The 20,647-nt window shown below is 67.0% G+C and carries 22 protein-coding genes and 1 pseudogene; 9 read left to right on the top strand and 14 right to left on the bottom strand.

Annotated features, from left to right (window positions below):
• Positions 1-36: 36 nt before the first annotated feature.
• From ACQPW1_RS07210 to pdhA, 3 genes are read right to left on the bottom strand one after another with little or no spacing between them, the layout of a single operon-like run.
• Positions 37-1,581, bottom strand: a complete 1,545-nt coding sequence (locus tag ACQPW1_RS07210; protein ID WP_433661949.1) for a dihydrolipoamide acetyltransferase family protein — start codon at positions 1,579-1,581, stop codon at positions 37-39.
• A gap of 30 nt (positions 1,582-1,611) precedes the next feature.
• On the bottom strand, positions 1,612-2,595 hold the full coding sequence (locus ACQPW1_RS07205) for an alpha-ketoacid dehydrogenase subunit beta (protein ID WP_433661948.1): 984 nt from the start codon (positions 2,593-2,595) through the stop codon (positions 1,612-1,614).
• The gene (gene pdhA, locus ACQPW1_RS07200; RefSeq protein ID WP_433661947.1) at positions 2,592-3,704 is read right to left on the bottom strand and encodes a pyruvate dehydrogenase (acetyl-transferring) E1 component subunit alpha; all 1,113 of its coding nucleotides are present in this window, start codon (positions 3,702-3,704) and stop codon (positions 2,592-2,594) included. The genes ACQPW1_RS07205 and pdhA overlap by 4 nt, the downstream gene beginning before the upstream one ends.
• Before the next feature lie 134 nt (positions 3,705-3,838).
• Here pdhA and ACQPW1_RS07195 point away from each other — a divergent pair, with 134 nt between their 5' ends.
• From ACQPW1_RS07195 to ACQPW1_RS07180, 4 genes are all read left to right on the top strand, one after another.
• The gene (locus ACQPW1_RS07195) at positions 3,839-4,330 is read left to right on the top strand and encodes an Lrp/AsnC family transcriptional regulator (protein ID WP_357386696.1); all 492 of its coding nucleotides are present in this window, start codon (positions 3,839-3,841) and stop codon (positions 4,328-4,330) included.
• Positions 4,331-4,390: 60 nt separating this feature from the next.
• Positions 4,391-5,029 (top strand): antibiotic biosynthesis monooxygenase family protein, encoded by a 639-nt coding sequence (locus ACQPW1_RS07190; protein WP_433661946.1) that lies wholly within the window; start codon positions 4,391-4,393, stop codon positions 5,027-5,029.
• 20 nt (positions 5,030-5,049) lie between these two features.
• Positions 5,050-5,856, top strand: a complete 807-nt coding sequence (locus ACQPW1_RS07185) for an SDR family oxidoreductase (RefSeq protein WP_433661945.1) — start codon at positions 5,050-5,052, stop codon at positions 5,854-5,856.
• A gap of 165 nt (positions 5,857-6,021) precedes the next feature.
• Entirely contained in the window at positions 6,022-7,038 is a 1,017-nt protein-coding gene (locus ACQPW1_RS07180) for a hypothetical protein (RefSeq protein ID WP_433661944.1), read from the top strand.
• A 3-nt stretch (positions 7,039-7,041) separates the two neighbouring features.
• Here ACQPW1_RS07180 and ACQPW1_RS07175 read toward each other — a convergent pair whose 3' ends face one another.
• From ACQPW1_RS07175 to ACQPW1_RS07165, 3 genes are all read right to left on the bottom strand, one after another.
• A complete protein-coding gene (locus ACQPW1_RS07175; RefSeq protein WP_433661943.1) occupies positions 7,042-8,124 on the bottom strand; it encodes an alpha/beta hydrolase family protein in 1,083 nt (360 codons plus the stop codon).
• Positions 8,125-8,294: 170 nt separating this feature from the next.
• Positions 8,295-8,687, bottom strand: coding sequence for an acyl-CoA thioesterase (locus tag ACQPW1_RS07170; protein WP_433665175.1), 393 nt, complete (start codon positions 8,685-8,687; stop codon positions 8,295-8,297).
• Positions 8,688-8,713: 26 nt separating this feature from the next.
• Positions 8,714-9,667 carry an AraC family transcriptional regulator gene (locus ACQPW1_RS07165; RefSeq protein ID WP_433661942.1) on the bottom strand — a complete coding sequence of 318 codons (954 nt, stop codon included), beginning with the start codon at positions 9,665-9,667 and terminating at the stop codon, positions 8,714-8,716.
• Between the two features lie 81 nt (positions 9,668-9,748).
• Between ACQPW1_RS07165 and ACQPW1_RS07160 the strand changes: the two genes are divergently transcribed.
• Positions 9,749-10,594 carry an SDR family oxidoreductase gene (locus ACQPW1_RS07160; protein ID WP_433661941.1) on the top strand — a complete coding sequence of 282 codons (846 nt, stop codon included), beginning with the start codon at positions 9,749-9,751 and terminating at the stop codon, positions 10,592-10,594.
• A gap of 106 nt (positions 10,595-10,700) precedes the next feature.
• Positions 10,701-11,912 (top strand): MFS transporter, encoded by a 1,212-nt coding sequence (locus tag ACQPW1_RS07155; protein ID WP_433661940.1) that lies wholly within the window; start codon positions 10,701-10,703, stop codon positions 11,910-11,912.
• A gap of 7 nt (positions 11,913-11,919) precedes the next feature.
• Here the strand turns inward: ACQPW1_RS07155 and ACQPW1_RS07150 are convergent, their stop codons facing one another.
• The 6 genes and pseudogenes from ACQPW1_RS07150 to ACQPW1_RS07125 all read right to left on the bottom strand — a co-directional run bounded on the left by ACQPW1_RS07150 (position 11,920) and on the right by ACQPW1_RS07125 (position 16,921).
• The gene (locus tag ACQPW1_RS07150; RefSeq protein ID WP_433661939.1) at positions 11,920-12,648 is read right to left on the bottom strand and encodes an LppU/SCO3897 family protein; all 729 of its coding nucleotides are present in this window, start codon (positions 12,646-12,648) and stop codon (positions 11,920-11,922) included.
• A gap of 111 nt (positions 12,649-12,759) precedes the next feature.
• On the bottom strand, positions 12,760-13,392 hold the full coding sequence (locus ACQPW1_RS07145) for an AAA family ATPase (RefSeq protein ID WP_433661938.1): 633 nt from the start codon (positions 13,390-13,392) through the stop codon (positions 12,760-12,762).
• 52 nt (positions 13,393-13,444) lie between these two features.
• Positions 13,445-13,924 (bottom strand): annotated as a pseudogene (locus tag ACQPW1_RS07140) (DUF5925 domain-containing protein); the annotation flags it as partial.
• A gap of 95 nt (positions 13,925-14,019) precedes the next feature.
• A complete protein-coding gene (locus ACQPW1_RS07135; protein ID WP_433665174.1) occupies positions 14,020-15,435 on the bottom strand; it encodes an NAD(P)(+) transhydrogenase (Re/Si-specific) subunit beta in 1,416 nt (471 codons plus the stop codon).
• A gap of 17 nt (positions 15,436-15,452) precedes the next feature.
• Positions 15,453-15,803: an NAD(P) transhydrogenase subunit alpha gene (locus tag ACQPW1_RS07130; RefSeq protein ID WP_396965710.1), complete on the bottom strand. Its 351-nt coding sequence runs from the start codon at positions 15,801-15,803 to the stop codon at positions 15,453-15,455.
• Positions 15,803-16,921: a Re/Si-specific NAD(P)(+) transhydrogenase subunit alpha gene (locus ACQPW1_RS07125; RefSeq protein WP_433661937.1), complete on the bottom strand. Its 1,119-nt coding sequence runs from the start codon at positions 16,919-16,921 to the stop codon at positions 15,803-15,805. Before ACQPW1_RS07125 ends, ACQPW1_RS07130 begins: the two co-directional genes overlap by 1 nt.
• A 405-nt stretch (positions 16,922-17,326) precedes the next feature.
• On the opposite strand from ACQPW1_RS07125, the gene ACQPW1_RS07120 reads away from it, so the two are divergent.
• Genes ACQPW1_RS07120 through ACQPW1_RS07110 form a run of 3 tightly spaced genes read left to right on the top strand, consistent with a single transcriptional unit; the run spans position 17,327 to position 19,314 of the window.
• Positions 17,327-17,818 carry an HIT family protein gene (locus ACQPW1_RS07120; RefSeq protein WP_433661936.1) on the top strand — a complete coding sequence of 164 codons (492 nt, stop codon included), beginning with the start codon at positions 17,327-17,329 and terminating at the stop codon, positions 17,816-17,818.
• A complete protein-coding gene (locus tag ACQPW1_RS07115; protein ID WP_433661935.1) occupies positions 17,815-18,654 on the top strand; it encodes a maleylpyruvate isomerase family mycothiol-dependent enzyme in 840 nt (279 codons plus the stop codon). Before ACQPW1_RS07120 ends, ACQPW1_RS07115 begins: the two co-directional genes overlap by 4 nt.
• 6 nt (positions 18,655-18,660) lie before the next feature.
• Positions 18,661-19,314 carry a Type 1 glutamine amidotransferase-like domain-containing protein gene (locus tag ACQPW1_RS07110; protein ID WP_433661934.1) on the top strand — a complete coding sequence of 218 codons (654 nt, stop codon included), beginning with the start codon at positions 18,661-18,663 and terminating at the stop codon, positions 19,312-19,314.
• Here the strand turns inward: ACQPW1_RS07110 and ACQPW1_RS07105 are convergent.
• A complete protein-coding gene (locus tag ACQPW1_RS07105) occupies positions 19,295-20,089 on the bottom strand; it encodes a MerR family transcriptional regulator (protein WP_433661933.1) in 795 nt (264 codons plus the stop codon). The genes ACQPW1_RS07110 and ACQPW1_RS07105 overlap by 20 nt on opposite strands.
• A gap of 18 nt (positions 20,090-20,107) precedes the next feature.
• The gene (locus tag ACQPW1_RS07100; protein WP_433661932.1) at positions 20,108-20,611 is read right to left on the bottom strand and encodes a GtrA family protein; all 504 of its coding nucleotides are present in this window, start codon (positions 20,609-20,611) and stop codon (positions 20,108-20,110) included.
• Between the last annotated feature and the right edge of the window lie 36 nt (positions 20,612-20,647).

Below are 20,647 nucleotides of genomic sequence, written 5' to 3'. Positions count from 1 at the left end.
TGTTTCCCCCACGTGACATCACACCTGAATCTCGCACTAGATGCGACTCAGCAGGGTGAGTGGGTCTTCGAGGAGGCTGGCGGTGGTGGCGAGGAAGCGGGAGGCGAGTTCGCCGTCGATCATCCGGTGATCGAAGCTGATGCCGAGCGTGGTGACCCAGCGGATCGCGAGTTCGTCGCGGAACACCCACGGCCGCTTACGGATCGAGCCGAGGCACAGGATCGCCGCCTCGCCGGGATTCACCAGCGGCACGCCGGTGTCCACCCCGAACACGCCGACGTTGGTGATGGTGAACGTGCCGCCGCGCAGGTCGGTGGGGCTGGCGCCGCCCGAGCGCGCGGTCTCGGCCAGCCAGCCGATTTCCCTGGTCAGGTCGCGCAGGCTCAACGACTGCGCCTCCTTGATGTTCGGCACCAGGAGTCCGCGATCGGTGGCCACGGCGACGCCGAGGTTCACGTAGTGCTTGGTGACGATCTCCTGATTCGCCTCGTCCCAGAAGACATTGATCTCCGGGAATTCGGCCAGCGCCGCAAGCACCGACTTCGCCACCAGCGCGAGCGGGGTAAGGGTCAGTTCGGCAAAGGATTTGGTGCTGCGCAGGTGGTCGAGCAGCTCCATCGACGCGGTGCAGTCGAGGGTGACGAAGGTGCTCGCCTGCGGGATAGTGCGGGCACTGGCCAGCATTGCCGCCGCGGTACGCTTGCGGATGCCGCTGATCGGTGTGCGCAGCTCGCGGGCGGAGGGGCGGATCAGTCCGGCATCCGGGTCGGTGACGGCCGGTGCGGTCGCCACCGGGGCGGCCTGCGATTGACTGGCCAGTGTCCGCGGTTGCGACACGGGGACGGCGCCGCGCACGTCCTCGACAGTTACAGCACCGCCTGGTCCGGAGCCCGCGACGAACCACAGATCGATGCCCAACTCACGGGCGAGCCTGCGGGCGGCCGGGGTGGCGGCCGCTCTGGTTGTGGTCAGCGAGGGTCGGGCACGGCGCGAGAACGATTCTGCTGCTTCATCTTCGGGAAGCTCCGAGCCGGATACCGCAATGTCGGGTGAAACTGATTGCACGGCAGGTGATTCCGACCCGGCGCCGCGGTGCGCAAAGGATTCATCCGCGTCCGGCTCTGCTGCCACATCGACCGGTCGCCGACTCGAATCCGATTGTGTGGCAACAGATGCAACGGGCCTACGACGCCGCGACACCGTTTCGCCCTCCGGCCCATAACCCACCAGCACCGCAGTACGCCCCGCCCCGGGCGCATCCCCTGCCACCTCGGCACCATTCGTCGCACTCTCCTGGCCGGACGGCACCGCCGTATCGTCCTGCACCCGAATCAACGGCGCCCCGACCAGCACGGTCTCCCCCGGCTGCGCGAGCAACTCCACCACCCGCCCGGCGAACGGCGAAGGCAGCGCCACCACCGCCTTCGCCGTCTCGACCTCGGCGATCGTCTGATTCAGTTCCACCGCGTCGCCGACGCTGACCGACCAGGACACCAACTCGGCGTCGGCCAGCCCCTCCCCCAGGTCGGGGAGCCGGAATTCCAGGACGTTGCCCGGGCCCGGCTTAGCACGATCTTCCACGTGGGCACCTCTCACTACGGCGGACCGGCGTCAGGCGGCGAGCGTTCGATCGACCGCGGCGAGGATGCGATCGGGATCGGGCAGGTGGAACTTCTCGAGCTTAGCCGGGGGGTATGGGATGTCGAATCCGCCGACGCGCAGCACCGGCGCCTCCAGGTGGTAGAAGCAGCGCTCGGTGATCCGCGCCGCGATTTCCGCGCCGAGACCGGCGAATACGGGTGCCTCGTGGGTGACGATCAGCCTGCCGGTCTTGGCGACCGACTCCTCGATGGTGTCGAAGTCGATCGGCGAGAGACTGCGCAGATCGATCACCTCGAGCGAATGTCCCTCCTCCGTAGCGATTTTCGCGGCGGACAGGGCGGTGGCCACGGTACCGCCGTAGGCGACGACAGTGGCGTCGGTGCCGACGGTGCACACCCTGGCGCGGCCGAGCGGCAGCCCGCCGTCCTGGTCGAGCGCGAGGAAGTCGACGTCGGCCTTGTCCCAGTAGCGCCGCTTGGGTTCGAAGAAGATCACCGGGTCGTCCAGCGCGATCGCCTGGCGGATCATCAGATACGCGTCGGCGGGATTGCTCGGCGTCATCACTCGCAGCCCGGCGGTGTGCGCGAAATAGGCTTCCGGCGATTCCGAATGGTGCTCCACGGAGCCGATGCCGCCGCCGAACGGAATGCGAATCGTGATGGGCGCGTTCACCTTTCCCTGCGTCCGGTAGTGGATCTTGGCCACGTGCGAGACGATCTGGTCGAAGGCGGGGTAGACGAATCCGTCGAACTGGATCTCACACACCGGCCGGTAGCCGCGTAGCGCCATGCCGAAAGCTGTTCCCACGATGCCGGATTCGGCCAGCGGGGTGTCGACGACCCGGTTGTTGCCGAAGTCCTTCTGCAAGGTGTCGGTCACCCGGAAGACGCCGCCGAGACGACCGATGTCCTCGCCCATGAGAATGACCTTGGGGTCGTCCTCCAGCGCGCGGCGCAGTCCGGTGTTCAACGCTCCTGCGAACGTGGTGATCATGAAGGGACTCCTTCCGGTCGCGCGGCCGCCTCGCTGGGATCGCCAGCCAGGTATTCCGCGTACTCCCGTCGCTCTTCGGTGATGAGCGCGTGCGGGGTGGTGTAGACGTGGTCGAACAGGTCCATCGGTTCGGGGTTGGGCATCTCGATGGTCGAGGTGCGCACCTGGCGGGCGACCTCGTCGGCGTGCTCGGCGACCTGCCGCTCGAATCCGTAGTCGAACAGCGACTCGCGTTCCAGCAGCCTGCGTAGCCGGTCGATCGGGTCGCGGCGGGCCCACTCCTCGGTCTCCGCGGACGCGCGGTAGCGGGTGGGGTCGTCGGCGGTGGTGTGCGGGCCCATCCGGTAGGTGAGCGCCTCGATGAAGGACGGTCCGCCACCGGAACGGGCGCGTGCCACCGCCTGTCGCGTCACGGCGAGCACCGCGAGCGCGTCGTTGCCGTCGACCTGCACGCCGGGGATGCCGTAGCCGTAGGCCCGGCGCACGATCGGCGTCTGACTCTGCACTCGAACCGGTTCGCTGATCGCCCAGTGATTGTTCTGGCACAGGAACACCACCGGCGCACTCCAACTCGCGGCGAAGCCGAGCGCCTCGGCGATGTCGCCCTGACTGCTCGCGCCGTCACCGAAGTAGGCGATGGTCGCGATCTCCGCGCCGTCCAGATGCGCGGCGTAGGCATAGCCGGTCGCGTGCAAACCTTGCGAGCCGACGATGATGTTCGGGTTGGTCATGTTGACCGCGTTCGGATCCCAGCAGGAGTGCGCGACGCCGCGCCAGAGCCGGGTGATCTCGCTGGGATTCACGCCGCGGCAGTAGGCGACGGCGGCCTCGCGATAGCTGCAGAAGACGTAGTCGTCGGGGTGCAGGGCGTGCGCGGAACCGACCTGGGTGCCCTCCTGCCCCAGCAACGGCGCCCATAGACCGAGTTGGCCCTGGCGTTGCAGCGCGGTCGCTTCGGTGTCGATCCGGCGGGTGACGACCATGTCTTCGTATAGGGCACGTAGCTGCTCGGGCCCTACGTCGGCGACCAGCGCGGCGTGCTCTCGATCGAGGACGCGGCGACCGTCGGGCTGGACCAATTGAACCGGATACTCGACCTTGTCTGGCATCGGTAGCCGCCTCCTCACCATCCGGTGTGCTCTACCTCACAGCATCCACGATAATGCGATCTGCGCAAGTGATCGACACGCGAATGCGCAGAATGCTCAATTCTTACCCGGTCGCCAATGTCATACTGCGTTGCATGACCAGAGAAACCGTCGACGTGACCTTGGACGCCACCGACGCCAGGCTCTTGCTGGAACTGGTCGCCAATCCGAGAGCCACCGGCGTGGAGCTGGCCGCCCGGCTCGGACTGTCCCGCAACACCGTGCAGGCTCGGCTGTCGCGCTGGGAGGCCGGTGGCGTGCTCGGCAGTTTTGAGCGCCGGGTACAGCCGCGCGCGCTCGGTTATCCGCTGGCAGCCTTCGTCGCGGTGGTCGTCGATCAGCACCAATTGGATTCCGTCGTAGACGAACTCGCCGAGGTGCCGGAGGTGACCGAGGTGTGCGGCATGACCGGGCTCACCGATCTGACGGTCCGTGTGGTCGCCAGGGACGCCGACGACCTGTATCGAATTGCCGGGCAGATACTGAAGATTCCCGGGGTGGAGCGCACCAACATGGCGCTGGTGATGCGCGAACTGGTCGGCCCACGCACCGCGCCGCTGCTGAATCGGCTGTCGCGCGGCAACTGACAGGTATTTGCCACGCGGAATCCTTGACCTCGAGTGCGATCGAGGCCTGAGGATGAGGAGATGACCGACAACGCGCTCACCGTGATCGACACGACCCGGCTACCGGCCGACCGAGCCGACGAATTCATCGAGCAATGGCGCCACCGCGCCGAAATCGTCAGCAAAGCACCAGGATTCCGCGATGCCCGACTGCATCGCGCGCTCGCCACCGACGCGCAGCTTCCGCTGGTGATGGTCGCGAACTGGGACAGTGTCGCGGCCCGCGATGCGGCACTGGCGAATCCGGCCTTCCAGACCTCGGCGCAGTCGTCTCGTGACTACGCCGAGGTGCAGGGCAGCGAATACGCTGTCGCGGCCGAATATCGTTCGGACGCAACACCGGCCGGGCGGGGTATCACCTTCGTCAACGCCTTCGAACTGCCCGCCGAACTCGTGGACGAATTCCTGGCGCACTGGCGGACCCGCGCCGAGTTGATGAGCGCCGCAGCGGGTTTCCGCGACAACCGGCTGCACCGCTCGACCGACCCCTCGGCCCGATTCCAGGCGGTCAATGTCGCGCACTGGGACAGCGCGGACGCCTGGCGCGCCGCAGGCAACAACCCGGCCTTCCAACAGCGACTCGCCGTCGCGCCGACCTACGCCACCGCCCATCCTGAGCTGTACGAGGTGGTTGCCGAATTCGCGGCGGCGGGCCGGTGAGGCCCCGCTAAGGTGCGGGAATGGAGATTTCGGGCAAGGTTGCGATCGTCACGGGGGCCGGAGCGGGAATCGGCGCGGCATTGGCCCGCAGGCTGGTTGCCGACGGGGCACGCGTGGTGCTCGCCGACCTCGATGCCGACGGCGCGGCCCGCGTCGCCGAATCCCTCGGTGCCGCAGCGGTCGCGGTCGGCGGCGATGTCGCGGACGAGCAGGTGATTCGCGGGCTGATCGAGCGCGCGGAGGCCGAATTCGGTCCGGTGGAACTGTATTTCGCGAACGCGGGCATCGGTGGTGGCGCCGGACTGGACAGCACCGATGCGCAGTGGGCGGCGGCGCTGGAGGTCAATGTGCTCGCCCACGTCCGCGCCGCACGGCTGCTGGTGCCGGATTGGCTGGCACGCGGAACGGGCTACTTCGTCACCACCGCCTCGGCGGCGGGCCTGCTCACCCAGCTCGGATCCGCGCCCTACGCCGTCTCCAAACATGCCGCCGTCGGATTCGCCGAGTGGCTGTCGGTCACTTACGGCGACAAGGGCATTCGAGTGAGCTGCGTGTGCCCGATGGGAGTGGACACCCAGCTCCTGCACGGCGGCCTGGTGCCGCCGGAGCATTCCGCCGAGGCCGAGCTCGCGGTGAAGGCCGTGAAGACCGCCGGCGCGTTGCTCTCCCCGGACCAGGTCGCCGAGGTCGTTGTCGCCGGTATCGAAGCCGAGCACTTCCTGATCCTCCCGCACCCCGAGGTACTGAAGATGTACCGCTACAAGGGCACCGACTACGACCGCTGGCTCGACGGCATGCGCCGCTTCCAAGCCGCCTTGCAAAGCTGAAAGCCTCAGCCGCACACCTCCTGATTTCCCGCATATCGAATCGCATGCGATTTCGTGTGCGGGAAGTCAGGAGGTGTGCGGGCTCGGTTATGCACAGGTGCGAGTTATCCACAATCGAGCGAGCGGGGGTGTGCGTGGGCATTCGGAGGGGCGAGGATCTCCGCCATGGAGGAGATACAGCGCCGTCGGAGCGTGTTGGCACAGGGGTATACCGACCACGACATTCGCCAGCTGTATCGCCGACAGGGGTGGCATCGGCTCGGCCATGGTTGCTACATCGAAGAGGCTGACTTCAACGGCAGGGATGGCGTCGGACGACACCGACTGCTCCTCGAATCGACCCTGTCCGCCATGGCGCCGGAAACGGTGGTGAGTCATCAATCCGCGGCCGTGTTATACGAGGTGCCTTTGTGGGCAACAGCATTGGAGTGCGTGCACGTGACGCGCGATCGACGAAACGGGGGACGCGTGCGTCATTCATTGAAGGTGCACTGTGCGCCTATCGTTGGCGGAGTGGTGGAGGTCGATGGGTGGTGGGTCACCTCACCAGCACGGACGATAGTTGATCTCGCGCGTACTCTGCCGTTCGAGCAAGCTGTCGTCGCGGGCGATGCCGCAATCCGGAAGCTCGGTGTCACGACGGAAGAGCTGGCCATCGAGCTCGAACTTGCCAACCGCCGCAACGGGATATCGCAAGCGCGGCGGACGGTTTGCTTCCTCGACGCCCGCAGCGAGAGCGTTGGCGAATCGCGGAGCCGAGTCATGTTCCATCGACACGGGTTACCTATGCCATCACAACAAGGAGATGTCTGGTCGGCAGCGGGCAATTTCCTAGGCCGCGTGGATTTCTACGACCAAAAAGCCGGCGTGGTCGGCGAATTCGACGGGCGAGTCAAGTACGGCCGACTGCTGAAGCCCGGACAAGAAGCTGGTGACGCTGTCTTCGAGGAGAAGCTTCGCGAGGATGCCCTCCGCGACGCAGGCCTGCGCGTGGTCCGGTGGACTTGGCAGGACCTGAACGGCGAATCGGCAATTCGCCGTTGGCAACGCGCAATCGACCATGCCCACCCGCCCGCAAATCCGGTCGCTGCCAACACAGCCGCACACTTCGTGATTTCCCGCATATCGAATCGCATGCGATTCGGTGTGCGGGAAATCAGAAGGTGTGCGGCTCGATGCTGAGCGTTAGCGGTTGAGGACGAGCTCCGGATCCGTCGGCGGTTGGTCGAGGACGGTGTTCGGGCGATCGCGGAGGAACTTGTCGAACATGGCCGCGACGTAGGTGCGTACCAGGGTTGTGGCGCGGTCTGCGGGGATGGGGCCGATGTATTGCTTGGTGGCGGGACGGGCGATCGCGGGTACCAGGGCGGGCATGTCGGTGAAGTCGTAGTGGGCCGAATCTCGCAGCATCAGTTGACGTTTCCAGCCGGTGGTGTGCTGCCAGAACGCATCCAGGGATGGGACGGCGTCGCCGACCTCGGTGGCCTGTTGACTCGTCATAACCAGCACCGGCCGGTCCACGCCTTCGGTGGCCGCGCGGCCGAGATCCTCGTCGATGCCGATCTGCCCGTCGAGATCGATCGCGGCGTCGATGCGGCGGTCGTCGTGCATCGACTCGACCGCGGTGAACCCACCGAGTGAGTGCCCGACCATCCCGATGCGGTCCAGGTCGAGGGCGCGATCGAGACCTGCGGGCAGTTCGCGGTGCTCGGCGTCCGGATTCGCGCCGCGGGCCAGTCCGGCGAGTGAGTCGAGGACGAGCTGGGTGTCGAGCATCCTGGCGTCCGCGTATCGGTGCCGGGTTTCCTTGTCGAAGGCGGGCATCGGCGCGAACTGGGCGAACCTGCCGTCGGGGAACTCCACCACCGGCGCCTCGTAGGTGTGGTCGATGGTCACGACCACGTAGCCACGGCTGGCCAGATCCTCGGCCAGGCCGGTGCTCAGCACCCGCGAGACCCCGGCGCCGGGGGTGAACAGAATCACCGGATACGCCGACCCCGCGAGCGCGGGTGCACCGCTGTAGGAGTTGGTGAGCAGGCCGGGCAGCCCGATACCGAAGCGCTTCTCGAGTTCCGGGATCAGCACCGTTGACGCGTAGTGCGCCCGCGGATACTTGTCGATCTGAGCAGCCGGATAGAACACCGACACCATCAACTCGCGGGACCGCTCCGGCCTGAACGGATCCGGCCGCGCGGCATCGACCAGATGCAGAGTCGTTGTGCCGACCGGAGATTGGCCGCCCGGCCGCGGCAGTACCGAAACCCCCACCGGCGAAGCACCGGAGAAACCGGTACTTCCCGCTACTAATGCGACAGCGGACAACAACACAGCAAACAACCGACCGAACAACATTCCTCCACGAGGTGACGCAAGTACTACCCGCGACCACTCCCAGGTCGCCATCCCGACGCTAGCAGCAAAACCGTTGCCGCACCGGCTCAGTCGGTGACCAGCGCGGTGGCGGCAGTACGGATGACCGCCGGAATCTCCACGGGCTTACGGGTTTCCGCGTCGACATAGACATGCACGAACGAGCCGGTAGCCGCCAGTTCGAGCTCGCCATCGGCATCCCGGAAGATAGCCAGGTCGTAGGTGATGCTGGACCGCCCGAGCTGCGAGACGCGCAAACCGACCTGCAACTGATCCGGGAAACTGAGCGAGCCGACGTACTGGCACGAGGTCTGCGCGACCACGCCGAGCGCGGGCAGCTCCCGAATGTCCGTGCCGGTGGCGTGCATCAACCACGCGTTGACCGCGGTGTCGAAGTACGAGTAGTACGTCACGTTGTTCACGTGCCCGTAGTGGTCGTTGTCCGCCCATCGGGTGGGCATCGGCCAGAGCACCGGATACTGCTGCGTCACCCGGCCGACGATAGCTCAGCCGGGGTGGCGCCCTGCCGGTGGTCGCGCGGGCTGACGCCGAAGTGGCGTTTGAAGGCGGTGCTCAGGGCGAAGGCGCTGCCGTAACCGACCTGGCGGGCGATGGCTTCGATGGTGGCGTCGGATTCGGCGAGCAGGTCGGCGGCCAGCGCGAGACGCCATTCGGTGAGGAAGGACATCGGCGGCTCGCCGACCAGGTCGGTGAAGCGGCGGGCGAGCGCGGCCCTGGACACCCCGACCGCCTCGGCCAGGCTGGCCACCGTCCAGCCGTGCGCCGGATTGTGTTGCAGCAGCCGCAGCGCCTTGCCGACCAGCGGGTCGCTGTACGCGTGGTACCAGGCGGGTGCGTCGTTGCGCGCGAACCAGGCGCGCAGGGCGGCGATCAGCACCATGTCCAGCAGACGGTCGAGCACGACGCCCTGGGCGGGCTCTTCCTTGATGGCCTCGTCGACCAGGATGTCGAGCAGCCGGGTGTCGAAGTCGCCGCGTTGCAGCACGATGACCGGCGGCAGGGCGCGCAGCAGGCGCTGGCTGGCCGCACCGGCCGTCTCGTAGGTGCCGGTCACCATCATGGTGGCGCCGTCGGCGTCGGTCCCCCACTGGCGCACGCCGAGACTCAATGTCTCGCAAAGGACTTCGCCGTCGAGCGTCTTCGTCACATTGCCGGGATGGATGACGATCTCCGGCGCGGTGGCCGGGTCGTCGGCGAGCGTGTAATAGTCGGGTCCGCGGAAGATCGCGACATCGCCTTCGCACAACTGGCGCGGCGCGTTCTCGCCCATCATGATCCACGCGCCGCCGCGGACCATCGACACCACGGCGAGCGACGCTTCGTCCTGAATGCGCAGCGACCACGGCGGCTTCAGCAACGAACACATCACGAACGCGCCGCGGGCACGTGGACCTTCGAGCAGACTGGCGAGCGCATCCACGCCACCCACAGTAGACGATTACGCATGGTCATGAGCTGTTGAACTATGTCTCGTCTCGGCCCCCGCCGATGTACTTGAACCATGACAAACAGCACCGCAACCCAGCACCTCATCCTCGTCACCGGCGGCACCGGCAAGACCGGCGGCCGGGTCGCCGCCCGGCTCCAGCAGGCGGGCCATCCGATCCGGATCGGGTCGCGTTCGGCGGAGATCCCGTTCAGCTGGGCGGACCGCAGCACCTGGCCCGCGGCACTGGACGGTGTGCACGCCGCGTACGTCGCGTTCCAGCCCGACCTCGCGGTGCCCGGCGCCCCCGAGACCCTGCGCGCGTTCGCGGCCGCGGCGAAGCAGAGCGGCGTGCACAAGCTCGTACTGCTGTCCGGCCGTGGCGAACCGGAGGCGTTGGAATGCGAGGAGATCGTGCAGGAATCCGGCCTCGACTGGACCATCGTGCGGTGCAGTTTCTTCGCGCAGAACTTCAGCGAAGGCGCGTTCACCGAGTACATCCAGGCGGGCGAGGTCGCGCTGCCCAACGGTGACGTGCCGGAACCGTTCGTACACGCCGACGACATCGCCGATGTCGCCGTGCTCGCGCTCACCGAGGACCGGCATCAGGGCGCGGTCTACGAGCTGACCGGGCCACGCGCGCTGACCTTCACCGCGGCGGTCGCGGAGATCGCCGCGGCGACCGGGCGGGACATCGCGTTCATCCCGGTCTCGCGCACGGAATTCGTTGCGGCACTGACCGACTACCAGGTGCCCGCCGATGTGGTGAGCCTGCTCGACTACCTGTTCGGCACGATCCTGGACGGCCGGAACTCGAAGACCGCCGATGGCGTGCGACGCGCGTTGGGCCGGGAGCCAAGGGATTTCACCGAATACGCACGTGAGGTGGCCGCGACGGGAATCTGGAACATCCAGGGCTAGTGGGTGGGCCGAGGAAGTCCCGCCCCGGATCCCACGCGGTTGCGCCGGTCTCTTGCCGACATCGAGGGGGTGAGGCGCGCGCAGAAACATCATCGGTACCGTCGAAATGGTGCTGACTCCGACTGCCGATCGACCGACCCGCGTCGCCCGGGCCGCCGTGTTCACGGTGTTCGGGTTGAACGGGTTCCTGCTGGCCATGTGGGTCGTGCACATTCCGCCGATCACCGACCGGACCGGTGTCGCGAAGTCGACGCTCGGGATGTTCATCCTGCTGATGGCCGGCGCCGGCATCGTCGGCATGCGCATCGCGGGGCCGCTCGCGGACCGGTTCGGTAGCCGGACACTGGTCGCGGCCGCCGCGATCATCGCGTCGGTAGCGGTGATCGGGCCCGGCCTGGCCACCGGGCCGGTCACGCTGGCGATCGCGTTGGCCTGCTTCGGTTTCGGCAACGGTGCGCTCGATGTGTCCATGAATACCCAAGCGGTGCACGTGGAACGGGCGTATGGGCGGCCGATCATGGCTGCTTTCCACGCGCTGTTCTCCGGCGGTGGACTGCTCGGGTCATTGCTCGGCGCCGCTACCCTGCGGGCCGGGTTGGACATCCGAATCACGTTGGCGTTCGCGGCAATCGGTTGTATGGCACTGACCTTCGTGGCGCTGCCGCGACTGCTCCGCGACACCGAGCCACCGGCGACCGAGCTTCACCCGGCGGCCGAACCACTCCCCCCGTCGGCCAAGAAAGACGCCAACAAACGGGAGCACAGCCGAAAGGTATTGGCGCTGGCCGTGATCGCCTTCGCCGTGCTGCTCACCGAGGGCGTGGCCGCCGACTGGAGCACCCTGCAGATGCGGGAACACCTCGATGCCGACGCGGCCACCGCGGCATTGGCTTTCGGCGCTTTCTCCGTCGCCATGACCGCGGGCCGCCTGGCCACCGACCGGGTGAGCGGCGCCTTCGGCCGGGTCGCGGTCGTGCGCTACGGCATGCTGATCTCGGCGCTCGGCCTCGTCCTGATCCTGGCGTCGCCCTGGATCCCGCTGACCTTGCTCGGCTGGGCGATGACCGGCCTCGGACTGTCCGGCAGCGTGCCCCAGATCTTCACCGCCGCGGGCAATCTCGGTTCCGACAAGGCCGCGACCGACATGTCGCGCGTCTTCAGCTTCGGCTATCTCGGCCTGCTCGCCGGACCCGCCGTGATCGGCTGGCTCACCGCGGTGGTCCCCCTGACCACCGCGATGGCTGTTCCGCTGATCGCGGTGCTGGTGTGCTGCCGCTATGCCGGAGTGGTCGCTCCGGCACGCGCCGAATCCGCTTAGCCCGCAGTTACTTCGGTGGCACCAGGCACAGCGTCATCGGATCCGGTTTCGGATACGCGATGGTGCTGTCCGCGGTGTAGTCGGCGCCGCACGCGGCCGTGTCCGCCTTGCCTCGAACGATTCGGCCGATCTTGTAGTCGGCCGTCGCGGTGCACGGAACCTTGGTGCTGGCGCCAAGGGTGTTGCTGTGCACGCAGTCGCCTTCCTTCACGTTCAAGCGAAGGCAGAGCGTGTATTCATTGCTACCGGTCTGGTAATAGCTGGCGTAGTCCTTTGTCGCGCAGTCCTTGTTGGCACCGTCGATTCGCTCCGCGACCACGTAATTCGCCTCGGGGTCGGAGCATTCCTTGGTGGCGAATTCGGCTTTGAAGGTGGTGCCGGACAGCTTCGCGCACTCGCCCACGGCGACCTTCTCGCCGTCGGGACGAAACACCACGACGAGGCCGTAGATAAGGCCGATCGCGACGACGATGGCAACCGTGATGGCGATGGCCTTGCCCGGACCGCCGGACCGCCGCGGCGGCGGGGCGGGCGGCGGGAAGCCGCCGGGTGGAAAGCCGGGCGGGTAATTACCGGGCGGGTAATTACCGGGCGGCGGAAATCCCCCATTGGGCGGCGGATAGCCCGGTTGTGCCGGATACCCCTGCGCGCCGGGCGCATGTGGATAACCCGGCTGGCCGTAGCCCTGTCCGCCAGGTTGTCCTGGATACGGATAGTTCGGTGGTGGTGTAGTCATTGGATTCCCCTCCCCAGGGTTTACGCAATTCCGCCGCATGTGACGGCAGACGAACTCACAGAATCTAGCCGATCGATCGGGATTTCGTGCGGTCGCCGATCAAGGACTACGTCACAGGTAGAGACCTGAATTGATGGGATCTTCCTTGACCGTTTGGATTTTGGTGTCGCCGTCCCGCAGCGCCACCAATTCCGCCAACGTCGCACCGTCCGGGCAGGCGACATCGGCCGGGGTATCGGGACGCCGTTCCCGCGCAAGCCAAGCCGCCGATTCGGCGGGCGACAACCGGCCGACCTCGAGCTGCGCCAGGCAGCGGCCGGGCCGGGTGACCGCGGGGTGCAGCCGGGACAGGTCCTCGTTGGTGGTGATCGCGACAAGCACGTCCCTACCCTGGCCGAGCATGCCGTCGGTCAGATTGAGCAGCCGCGAAAGGCCCTGGCCCGCCGTCTCTTTCGCCTCGCCGCGGATCAGTTCGTCGCAGTCCTCCAGCACCAGCATCCGCCAGCGCTTGGTATCGTTGTCGCCGTCGACACCGGCCGCCACGTCCATCAGGTAGCCGGGCTTGCCGAACATCACCTCGGGATCGAGCACACAGTCGAATTGGCACCACGGCGCCCACGCCCGCGCGAGTGCCCGCAGCGCGGTGGTCTTTCCGGTGCCGGGCGGTCCGTGCAGCAGCACGAGGCGGCCGCGCACATCGGCGGCCGTCAATGCCATCAGCCGATCCAGGGCGCCCCCCGACATCCGCGGGATAGTTGCCGCGGATGGTCGGCCATTCCGGCGCCGAGATGGTGTGGCCGCGGCGCTGCGGCCCGTGGCCGCTCATGTGCCAGAAGCCCATCTCGATGGTCTCGCCCACCTCCGGCTGTGCGGCCGCGCCCTCGAGCGATTCGGCGAGCACACTGGCGGCCAGTTCGTCGGTCTCGGCGGTGACCTCGACCATCGCCGACCCACCCGACCACCGGATGGCGCGCAACGACCAGCCCGGGCCGACGACCAATGTCGAGGCGCTGTCCTCTTCCCGTACCGAACGCACCACCCGGCCGTGCCCGGGGCGCAGCAGCGCTTCCGGGTTGATCCGCTCGAGTCGCGCGATGTGCGCGCACGGTTGATCGCCGCGCAGGAACGGAGTCATCGCCAGGGCGTCGATCGCATCGCGGGTGGAGTAGGAGGAATCGATGGTGACAGCCCACGGCAGCCGCTCGGCGAGATCGGCCGAGGGCTCACTCGGGTCGATCAACCGAAGAGGCTCATTACGCGTGGACACTCCGAGCATGATCAGGGTTGCGGGACTGCCGTGTCCACCCATTTAGCGGCAAACGGCCCCTTGCGCACAATGCGCAGGGGGCCGTTCGCCGGATGGTGCGGGTATTACAGCGCCTTCAGTTCCTCGGTGACCGCGCCGACGGACTTCTTCGCGTCGCCGAACAGCATGGAGGTGTGGTCGGCGTAGAACAGCGGGTTGTCGATGCCCGCGAAGCCGGAGTTCATCGAGCGCTTGAGCACGATGACGCTCTTGGCCTGGTCGACGTTGAGCACCGGCATGCCGTAGATCGGGCTGCTGGCGTCCTCGCGGGCAGCCGGGTTGGTGACGTCGTTGGCGCCGATGACCAGGGCGACATCGGTGCGGGAGAACTCGCCGTTGATGTCGTCCATCTCCTTGAGCGCGTCATAGGAGACCTCGGCCTCGGCCAGGAGCACGTTCATGTGACCGGGCATGCGACCCGCGACCGGGTGGATGGCGTACTTGACCTCGACGCCCTTGGCTTCGAGCAGGGCCGCCATTTCCTTGACCGCGTGCTGGGCCTGGGCCACGGCCATGCCGTAGCCGGGGACCACGATGACCTGATTGGCGTAGGCCATCTGGATCGCGGCGTCCGCGGCCGAGGTGGCCTTGGCCGTCTTGGCCTCGCCGTCGCCGCTGGGGCCGGGAGCCGTTCCGCCACCACCGAATCCGCCCGCGACGATGGCCGGGATGGACCGATTCATGGCCTTGGCCATGAGGTTGGTCAGGATGGTGCCGGACGCGCCGACGATCATGCCCGCCACGATCATCGCGGTGTTGTTCAACGCCAAACCCGCTGCGGCGGCCGACAATCCGGTCAACGCGTTGAGCAGCGAGATGACCACCGGCATGTCCGCGCCGCCGATCGGCAGCACCACCGCGAGGCCGAGCACACCGGCCAGCACCAGCACCGCGATCATCCACAGTTGGGAGACACCGTCATTGGTGGCGCCGATACCGATCACGACGGCCGAGGCGATCGCGCCGAGGAGCAGCAGCAGGTTCAGCGGCTGCTGCAGCTTGCCGAGGCCGAGCGGGCGACCGGGCAGGATTTCTTGGAGCTTGCCGAACGCGATCAGCGAGCCCCAGAACGAGATCGACCCGATGATCGCGGCGAACAGCGAACCGACCACGATGTGCACGGTGGGCTCTTCGTCGAAGTGCGAAAAGCCTTGGCTGTTGATGAATTCCGACCACGCGATCAACGCGACCGTGCCACCGCCGACGCCGTTGAACGCGGCGACCAGCTGCGGCATGGCGGTCATCTTGGTGAACCTGGCGGGCGGCACGCCGAGGGCGATACCGACCACCAGACCGGCGACGATCAGGATCCAGTTGCTGGTGTGGCGCACCGAGATCAGGGTCGCGACAACGGCGATGAACATGCCGACCGCAGCGATCAGGTTGCCGCGCACCGCGGTCTTCGGGCCGGTCAGGCCCATCAGGCCGTAGATGAACATGCCGAAGGCGATGATGTAGAGCCCGTTGACCAGGTAGCTCACATTGTCGAAGGTATGCATCACGCTGCTCCGTCTTGTCGCTGCGCAGGCTGCGCTCCTGCTGCCTTCACCGGGGCTGCCGCTTTCTTGCCCTTGAACATGCCGAGCATCCGGTCGGTCACCACGAAACCACCGATGACATTCAGGGTTCCGAACACGACGGCGACGAACAGGATGATCTGGGTCAGGATCGACGGATCCTGCACGTTGCCCAGGGTGACCAGCGCGCCGAGCACGACGATGCCGTGAATCGCGTTGGTACCGGACATGAGTGGCGTGTGCAGGGTGTTGGGGACCTTGGAGATGACGGCGAACCCGACGAACCCGGACAAGACCAGGATCGCGATGTTCGCAAGGAGTTCGGTGTACATCAGGCTTCCACCTCACGTGTCACGCAGGAATCGGCGAGCACCTGATCGCTGAAGTCGGGGACGAGTTTCCCGTCCACCAGCATCAGTTCCAGCAGAGCCGAGATGTTCTTCGAGTACAGCTCCGAAGCGTGCTCGGGCATGGTGGCGGGCAGGTTCAGCGGCGAGGCGATGGTGACCTCGTGCTTGACCACGACCTCACCGGGCTCGGTGAGCTCGCAGTTGCCGCCGGTCTCGCCGGCCAGGTCGACGATCACGCTGCCGGGCTTCATGCCCTCGACGGCGGCGGCGGTCACCAGGCGCGGCGCGGGACGGCCCGGCACCAGCGCGGTGGTGATCACGACGTCGAAGCCCTTGATCGCGTCTTCCAAAGCCTGTTGCTGCTTTGCCTTTTCCTCGTCGGTGAGCTCGCGGGCGTAGCCGCCCTCACCGGCGGCGTCGATGCCGAGATCGAGCCACTGCGCGCCGACCGAGCGCACCTGATCGGCGACCTCGGGACGCACGTCGTAGCCGGTGGTGCGGCCGCCGAGGCGCTTGGCGGTGGCCAGCGCCTGCAGCCCCGCGACACCGACACCGAGCACCAGCACGGTCGCCGGCTTCACGGTGCCCGCCGCGGTGGTGAGCATCGGGAAGAAGCGGGTCGATTCGGAGGCCGCCAACAGCACGGCCTTGTATCCGGCGACGTTGGCCTGCGAGGACAGCGCGTCCATCACCTGTGCGCGCGAGATACGCGGGATCGCCTCGACCGCGAACGCTTGCACGCCGGCGGCTTTCAGCTTGCCGATCTGATTGTCCGCGTTGCGCGGCGCCAGGAAGCCGATCAGGGTCTGCCCGCCGGACAACTTCGCCACCTCGGCATCGCTGGGCGGCGCGACCTTGACGACCACCTCGGCCGCCCACGGATCGCCGATCGTCGCGCCCGCTTCTTCGTACGCGCTGTCGGGAATGAGCGCGCCGAGCCCGGCACCGGACTCGATCACGACCTGCACGCCCTGCTTCAGTAAGGACGGAATGATCTTCGGCACCAATGCGACACGTCGTTCGCCCGCGTTGGACTCGCGAACGACTCCGACACGCGCGCCGCGTGGCGACTCGTCGCCTACGCTCTGCGTTGTCTCCACTATGTCAGTTCCTTCTCGTGCTGAGCTTCAGGCATCAGATGGACGACCGGACGATATTACTTCAGAGTAAGGTCGCCTAAATCCTCGCAACTGTACCTGCCGCTTTGTGCAGGCCGCTGAGACGCCCGTCACAAGATCATGCCTGATTCCGCCCGTTTGCCGGTTCTCCAGTTCGCTGCGGACATCGTGGTCACCTCCCGTGCCTTCGACTGTTCGGATGAGCGCCGGTACTGATGGTTGTCGCTACCGGTGACCGCGACAAGAGCGAATATGCAGGTCTATTACTTACCCGCAGGTTCGGCAGCAGGTCAGGGCGTGGTCGCGAGCGCGAAGAGTGACGTGCGTCATGGGCGATTCGCGCGCCGGGCTGTTCCGCATCGCTCGTACGCCGTAAGGTCCAGCGTTGTGAACGACTGCGTCTTCTGCCGCATCGTGGCCGGCGAGGCCCCGGCAACGAAGGTCTACGAGGACGACACCCTCTGCGCCTTCCTCGATATCCGGCCCATCGCCCGCGGCCACATGCTCGTGGTGCCGAAACAACACGCCACCGAGCTCGAGGATCTCGATGCCGAACTGGGCGCGTATGTGTTCCGCGCCGGGCATCGGCTCGCACTGGCCGTCCGGCGCAGCACGCTCGCCGCCGACGGCGCGAATCTGCTGCTCAACGACGGTACCGCCGCCTTTCAGACCGTCCCACACGTGCACCTGCACGTGATCCCGCGCAAGCACGGCGACAAGTTCCGGTTCGCCGCCGGGGTCGTGCTGCGCCGCCCACACGACGCGCAGTCCACCGCGGCCGCCATCCAGGGCGGCATCGCGGCGCTGGAGCGCGACGAAAAGCCGGGCCACGGTGGGAAACTGGGCATGGAAGCCCCGGACGAAGGAGCGCACGAATGACCGACCCGACACTGGACCGGACCGAGCTGTCGGCTCGGCTGTCCGAACAGTGGGACGCGATCGCCGCGCTCGTCGCCGATATCGACGAAAACCAGTGGCGGACACCGACATCGCTGCCGGGCTGGACCGTGTTCGATGTGGTCGCGCACGTCATCGGCACCGAATCGTGGCTGCTCGGCGAGCGTCCGCCGCCGCATGATCCGCTCACGGTGAAGACCGATGTGAGCGCGCTGCCGCATGTGCGCAACGAGACCGCGGTGTTCAACGAGATCTGGGTGGACCGGCTGCGGCCGATGTCCGGCGCCCGGCTGCTGGAGGTGTTCCGCGAGATCGTCGACCGCAGGCGGAAAGCCTTGGCCGCCATGGGCGATGCGGAATGGCAGGCGCAAACCCAGTCGCCGATCGGGCCGGTCAGTTACGGCCGGTTCATGCGGGTGCGACTGTTCGACTGCTGGATGCACGAACTCGACCTCGCCGATGCGCTCGGTGTTCCGGTCGAGGAGGGCGGGCCGCGCGGCGAGTTGGGGTTCGCCGAGTTCCTGGGCAGTGTGCCGCGGGTGCTGGTGAAAAAGGGTGGGGCACCGGATGGTTCGCGGATCACGTTCGTCCTGACCGGATCGCTGGCCAGGACGCTGCGTATTCAGGTGGCAGGTCGGGCCGGTTATGTGGACTCGTTCGACGAGCTGGCCACCGTCGAAATCCAGCTACCCTCCGAGCTTTTCGTTCGGCTCGGTGGCGGGCGCACGACCGCGGACGAGCATCTCAACGAGATCACCATCAGCGGCGACGAGGAGCTCGGGCAGCGGTTGGTCAGCAATCCGGCCTTCACCTTCTGAGATCCATTGCGACTCTTCCTGTCCAGCTACCGATTCGGGGCACACTACGACCGGCTCGCGGCAATGGTCGGCGAGCCGGGGCGAGTTGCCTTGATTCCCAACGCCTGTGACGCCTGGCCGGAGGCGTGGGCGGGGGCGGTCACCAGCGATACGGTGCCACTGCGCAAGCTGGGCTACGCACCCGAGACCGTCGATCTTCGTGACTTCGTCGGCAGCCCAGCGGAATTGGATCGGACGCTGGCCGAGTTCCCGATGGTGTGGGTGCGCGGCGGCAACACCTTCGTGCTGCGTGCCCAATTCGCCCGCAGCGGTGCCGATCTCGTGCTACCCAAGCTGCTCGCCGCCGATGCGCTGGTGTACGCGGGTTACAGCGCGGGTGCCTGCGTGATGACGCCCGACCTGCACGGGATCGAGACGGTGGACGATCCTGCCGAGGTCGCGCCTGTGTGCGGGATCGAACCGCTATGGGACGGACTGGGATTGGTCGATCGCCGGATCGTGCCGCACGTCGACTCCCCTACCGACCCGGACGGCGAATGCGGCGCGGTCGCCGAGTTCTATCGCGCGGAAGGCATCGCGCACTGGGCGCTCACCGACGACGACGCGATCGTCGTCGACGGTGACCGGACCGAGGTGCTGATCAGTCGAGCGGGGTCATGAACGACCACAGCCGCTGCTCGAGGTCGCGCGCGCTGTAGTCGCGGTAGCCGTAGAACTGATCGGTGGGCTCGTACAGGATCTCGGCGCCCGCCGCCTTCGCGTGCCGGAAGTGCGCGTCCACGTCCTCGACGACGATCGACATGCCCTCGGTGCAGGCGCCGACGGTGAGCGGCGACTGCAGGTTGAACTGCTCGGAGACCGCGTGCAACCAGATCACGCCGTCGCCCGCGGTGACCTCGCCGTGGTGCACGGTGCCGTCCGCGCCCCTGCTGAGCAGGCCGGGTTCCATGCCGAACACGGTGGTCAGATACTCGTGCGCGGCGGCGATATCGCGGTAGACGAGCGTCGGGATGCGACGCTGGATCTTGGTGTCGAGCATGGCCATGTCCTCCAATGTGTCCAGCAGCTCCCGTGTTTCGAGGCTGCGGTGGTCGGTGACGGTGGCGACCATCGTGGTGAGTCGTTGGCGCAGCCGGTGACCGACGGCGAGTCTGCGATCGAGTTCGGCGACGTGCCGGAGCATCACGGCGGACAGATCCCAGGCGGGATCGTCCAGGGCCGCCGCCACCTCGTCCAGGCGCAGGCCCAGATTGCGCAGCAGGCCGATCCGATACAGCCGCTGCACGTCGTCGTTCGAATACAACCGGTGCCCGGCGCCGTTGCGGCCCGAGGGCGACAGCAGGCCGATCTTGTCGTAGTAGTGCAGGGTGCGCACGGTCAGCCCGGTCACCGTGGCCAGCTCGCCGACCTTGACGTATCCGTTGGTGTTCGCCACACCTACGACGCTAGGACCTCACGTCGCGTGAGGCGCAAGTTCGGACTTCGGGTCGCGGCGGAACACCACCCAGCGCATCGCGCTGTACATGTACACCGCCTCGCACGCCCCCGCCAGCATCCTGGCCAGGTGGTATTCGAGACCGAGCGCGGTCAGGCCGCTACCGACACCCAGGATGAACGCGACGTAGTTGATCGCGACGACCACGCAGTACACGGCGGCCTGCTTGCCGACCTGGGCATGCGAATGGAAGTTGAAGGTGCGGTTGAGCACGAAGCTGAGGCCGAACGCGCACACGTAGGCGATGGTGATCGACAGCCAGACCGGCAGGCCCCACCAGCCGTGGAAGATGGTCAGCAGCAGCAGATCGACGCCGAAGGTGAAGCTGTTGATCAGCGCGAAACCGAGGAAGGTCGCGGGGACAAGACGATTCAGACCCCACGGCAACCGCGCGACCACGGCCTCACACCATCGGGTGAACCGGTCCGCGACGGTCTCGGTGGTTCTCGCCAGCTCGTGCACGCAGCCAGCCTGCCAGCGGCAGGTGTCCGAAAGATG

Origin of the sequence: Nocardia sp. CA-128927 (assembly GCF_050955855.1) — a bacterium.
Lineage (GTDB): Bacteria > Actinomycetota > Actinomycetes > Mycobacteriales > Mycobacteriaceae > Nocardia.
Note: the sequence above shows the minus strand (reverse complement) of the source record. Positions and strands in the feature narration are given on the sequence as shown.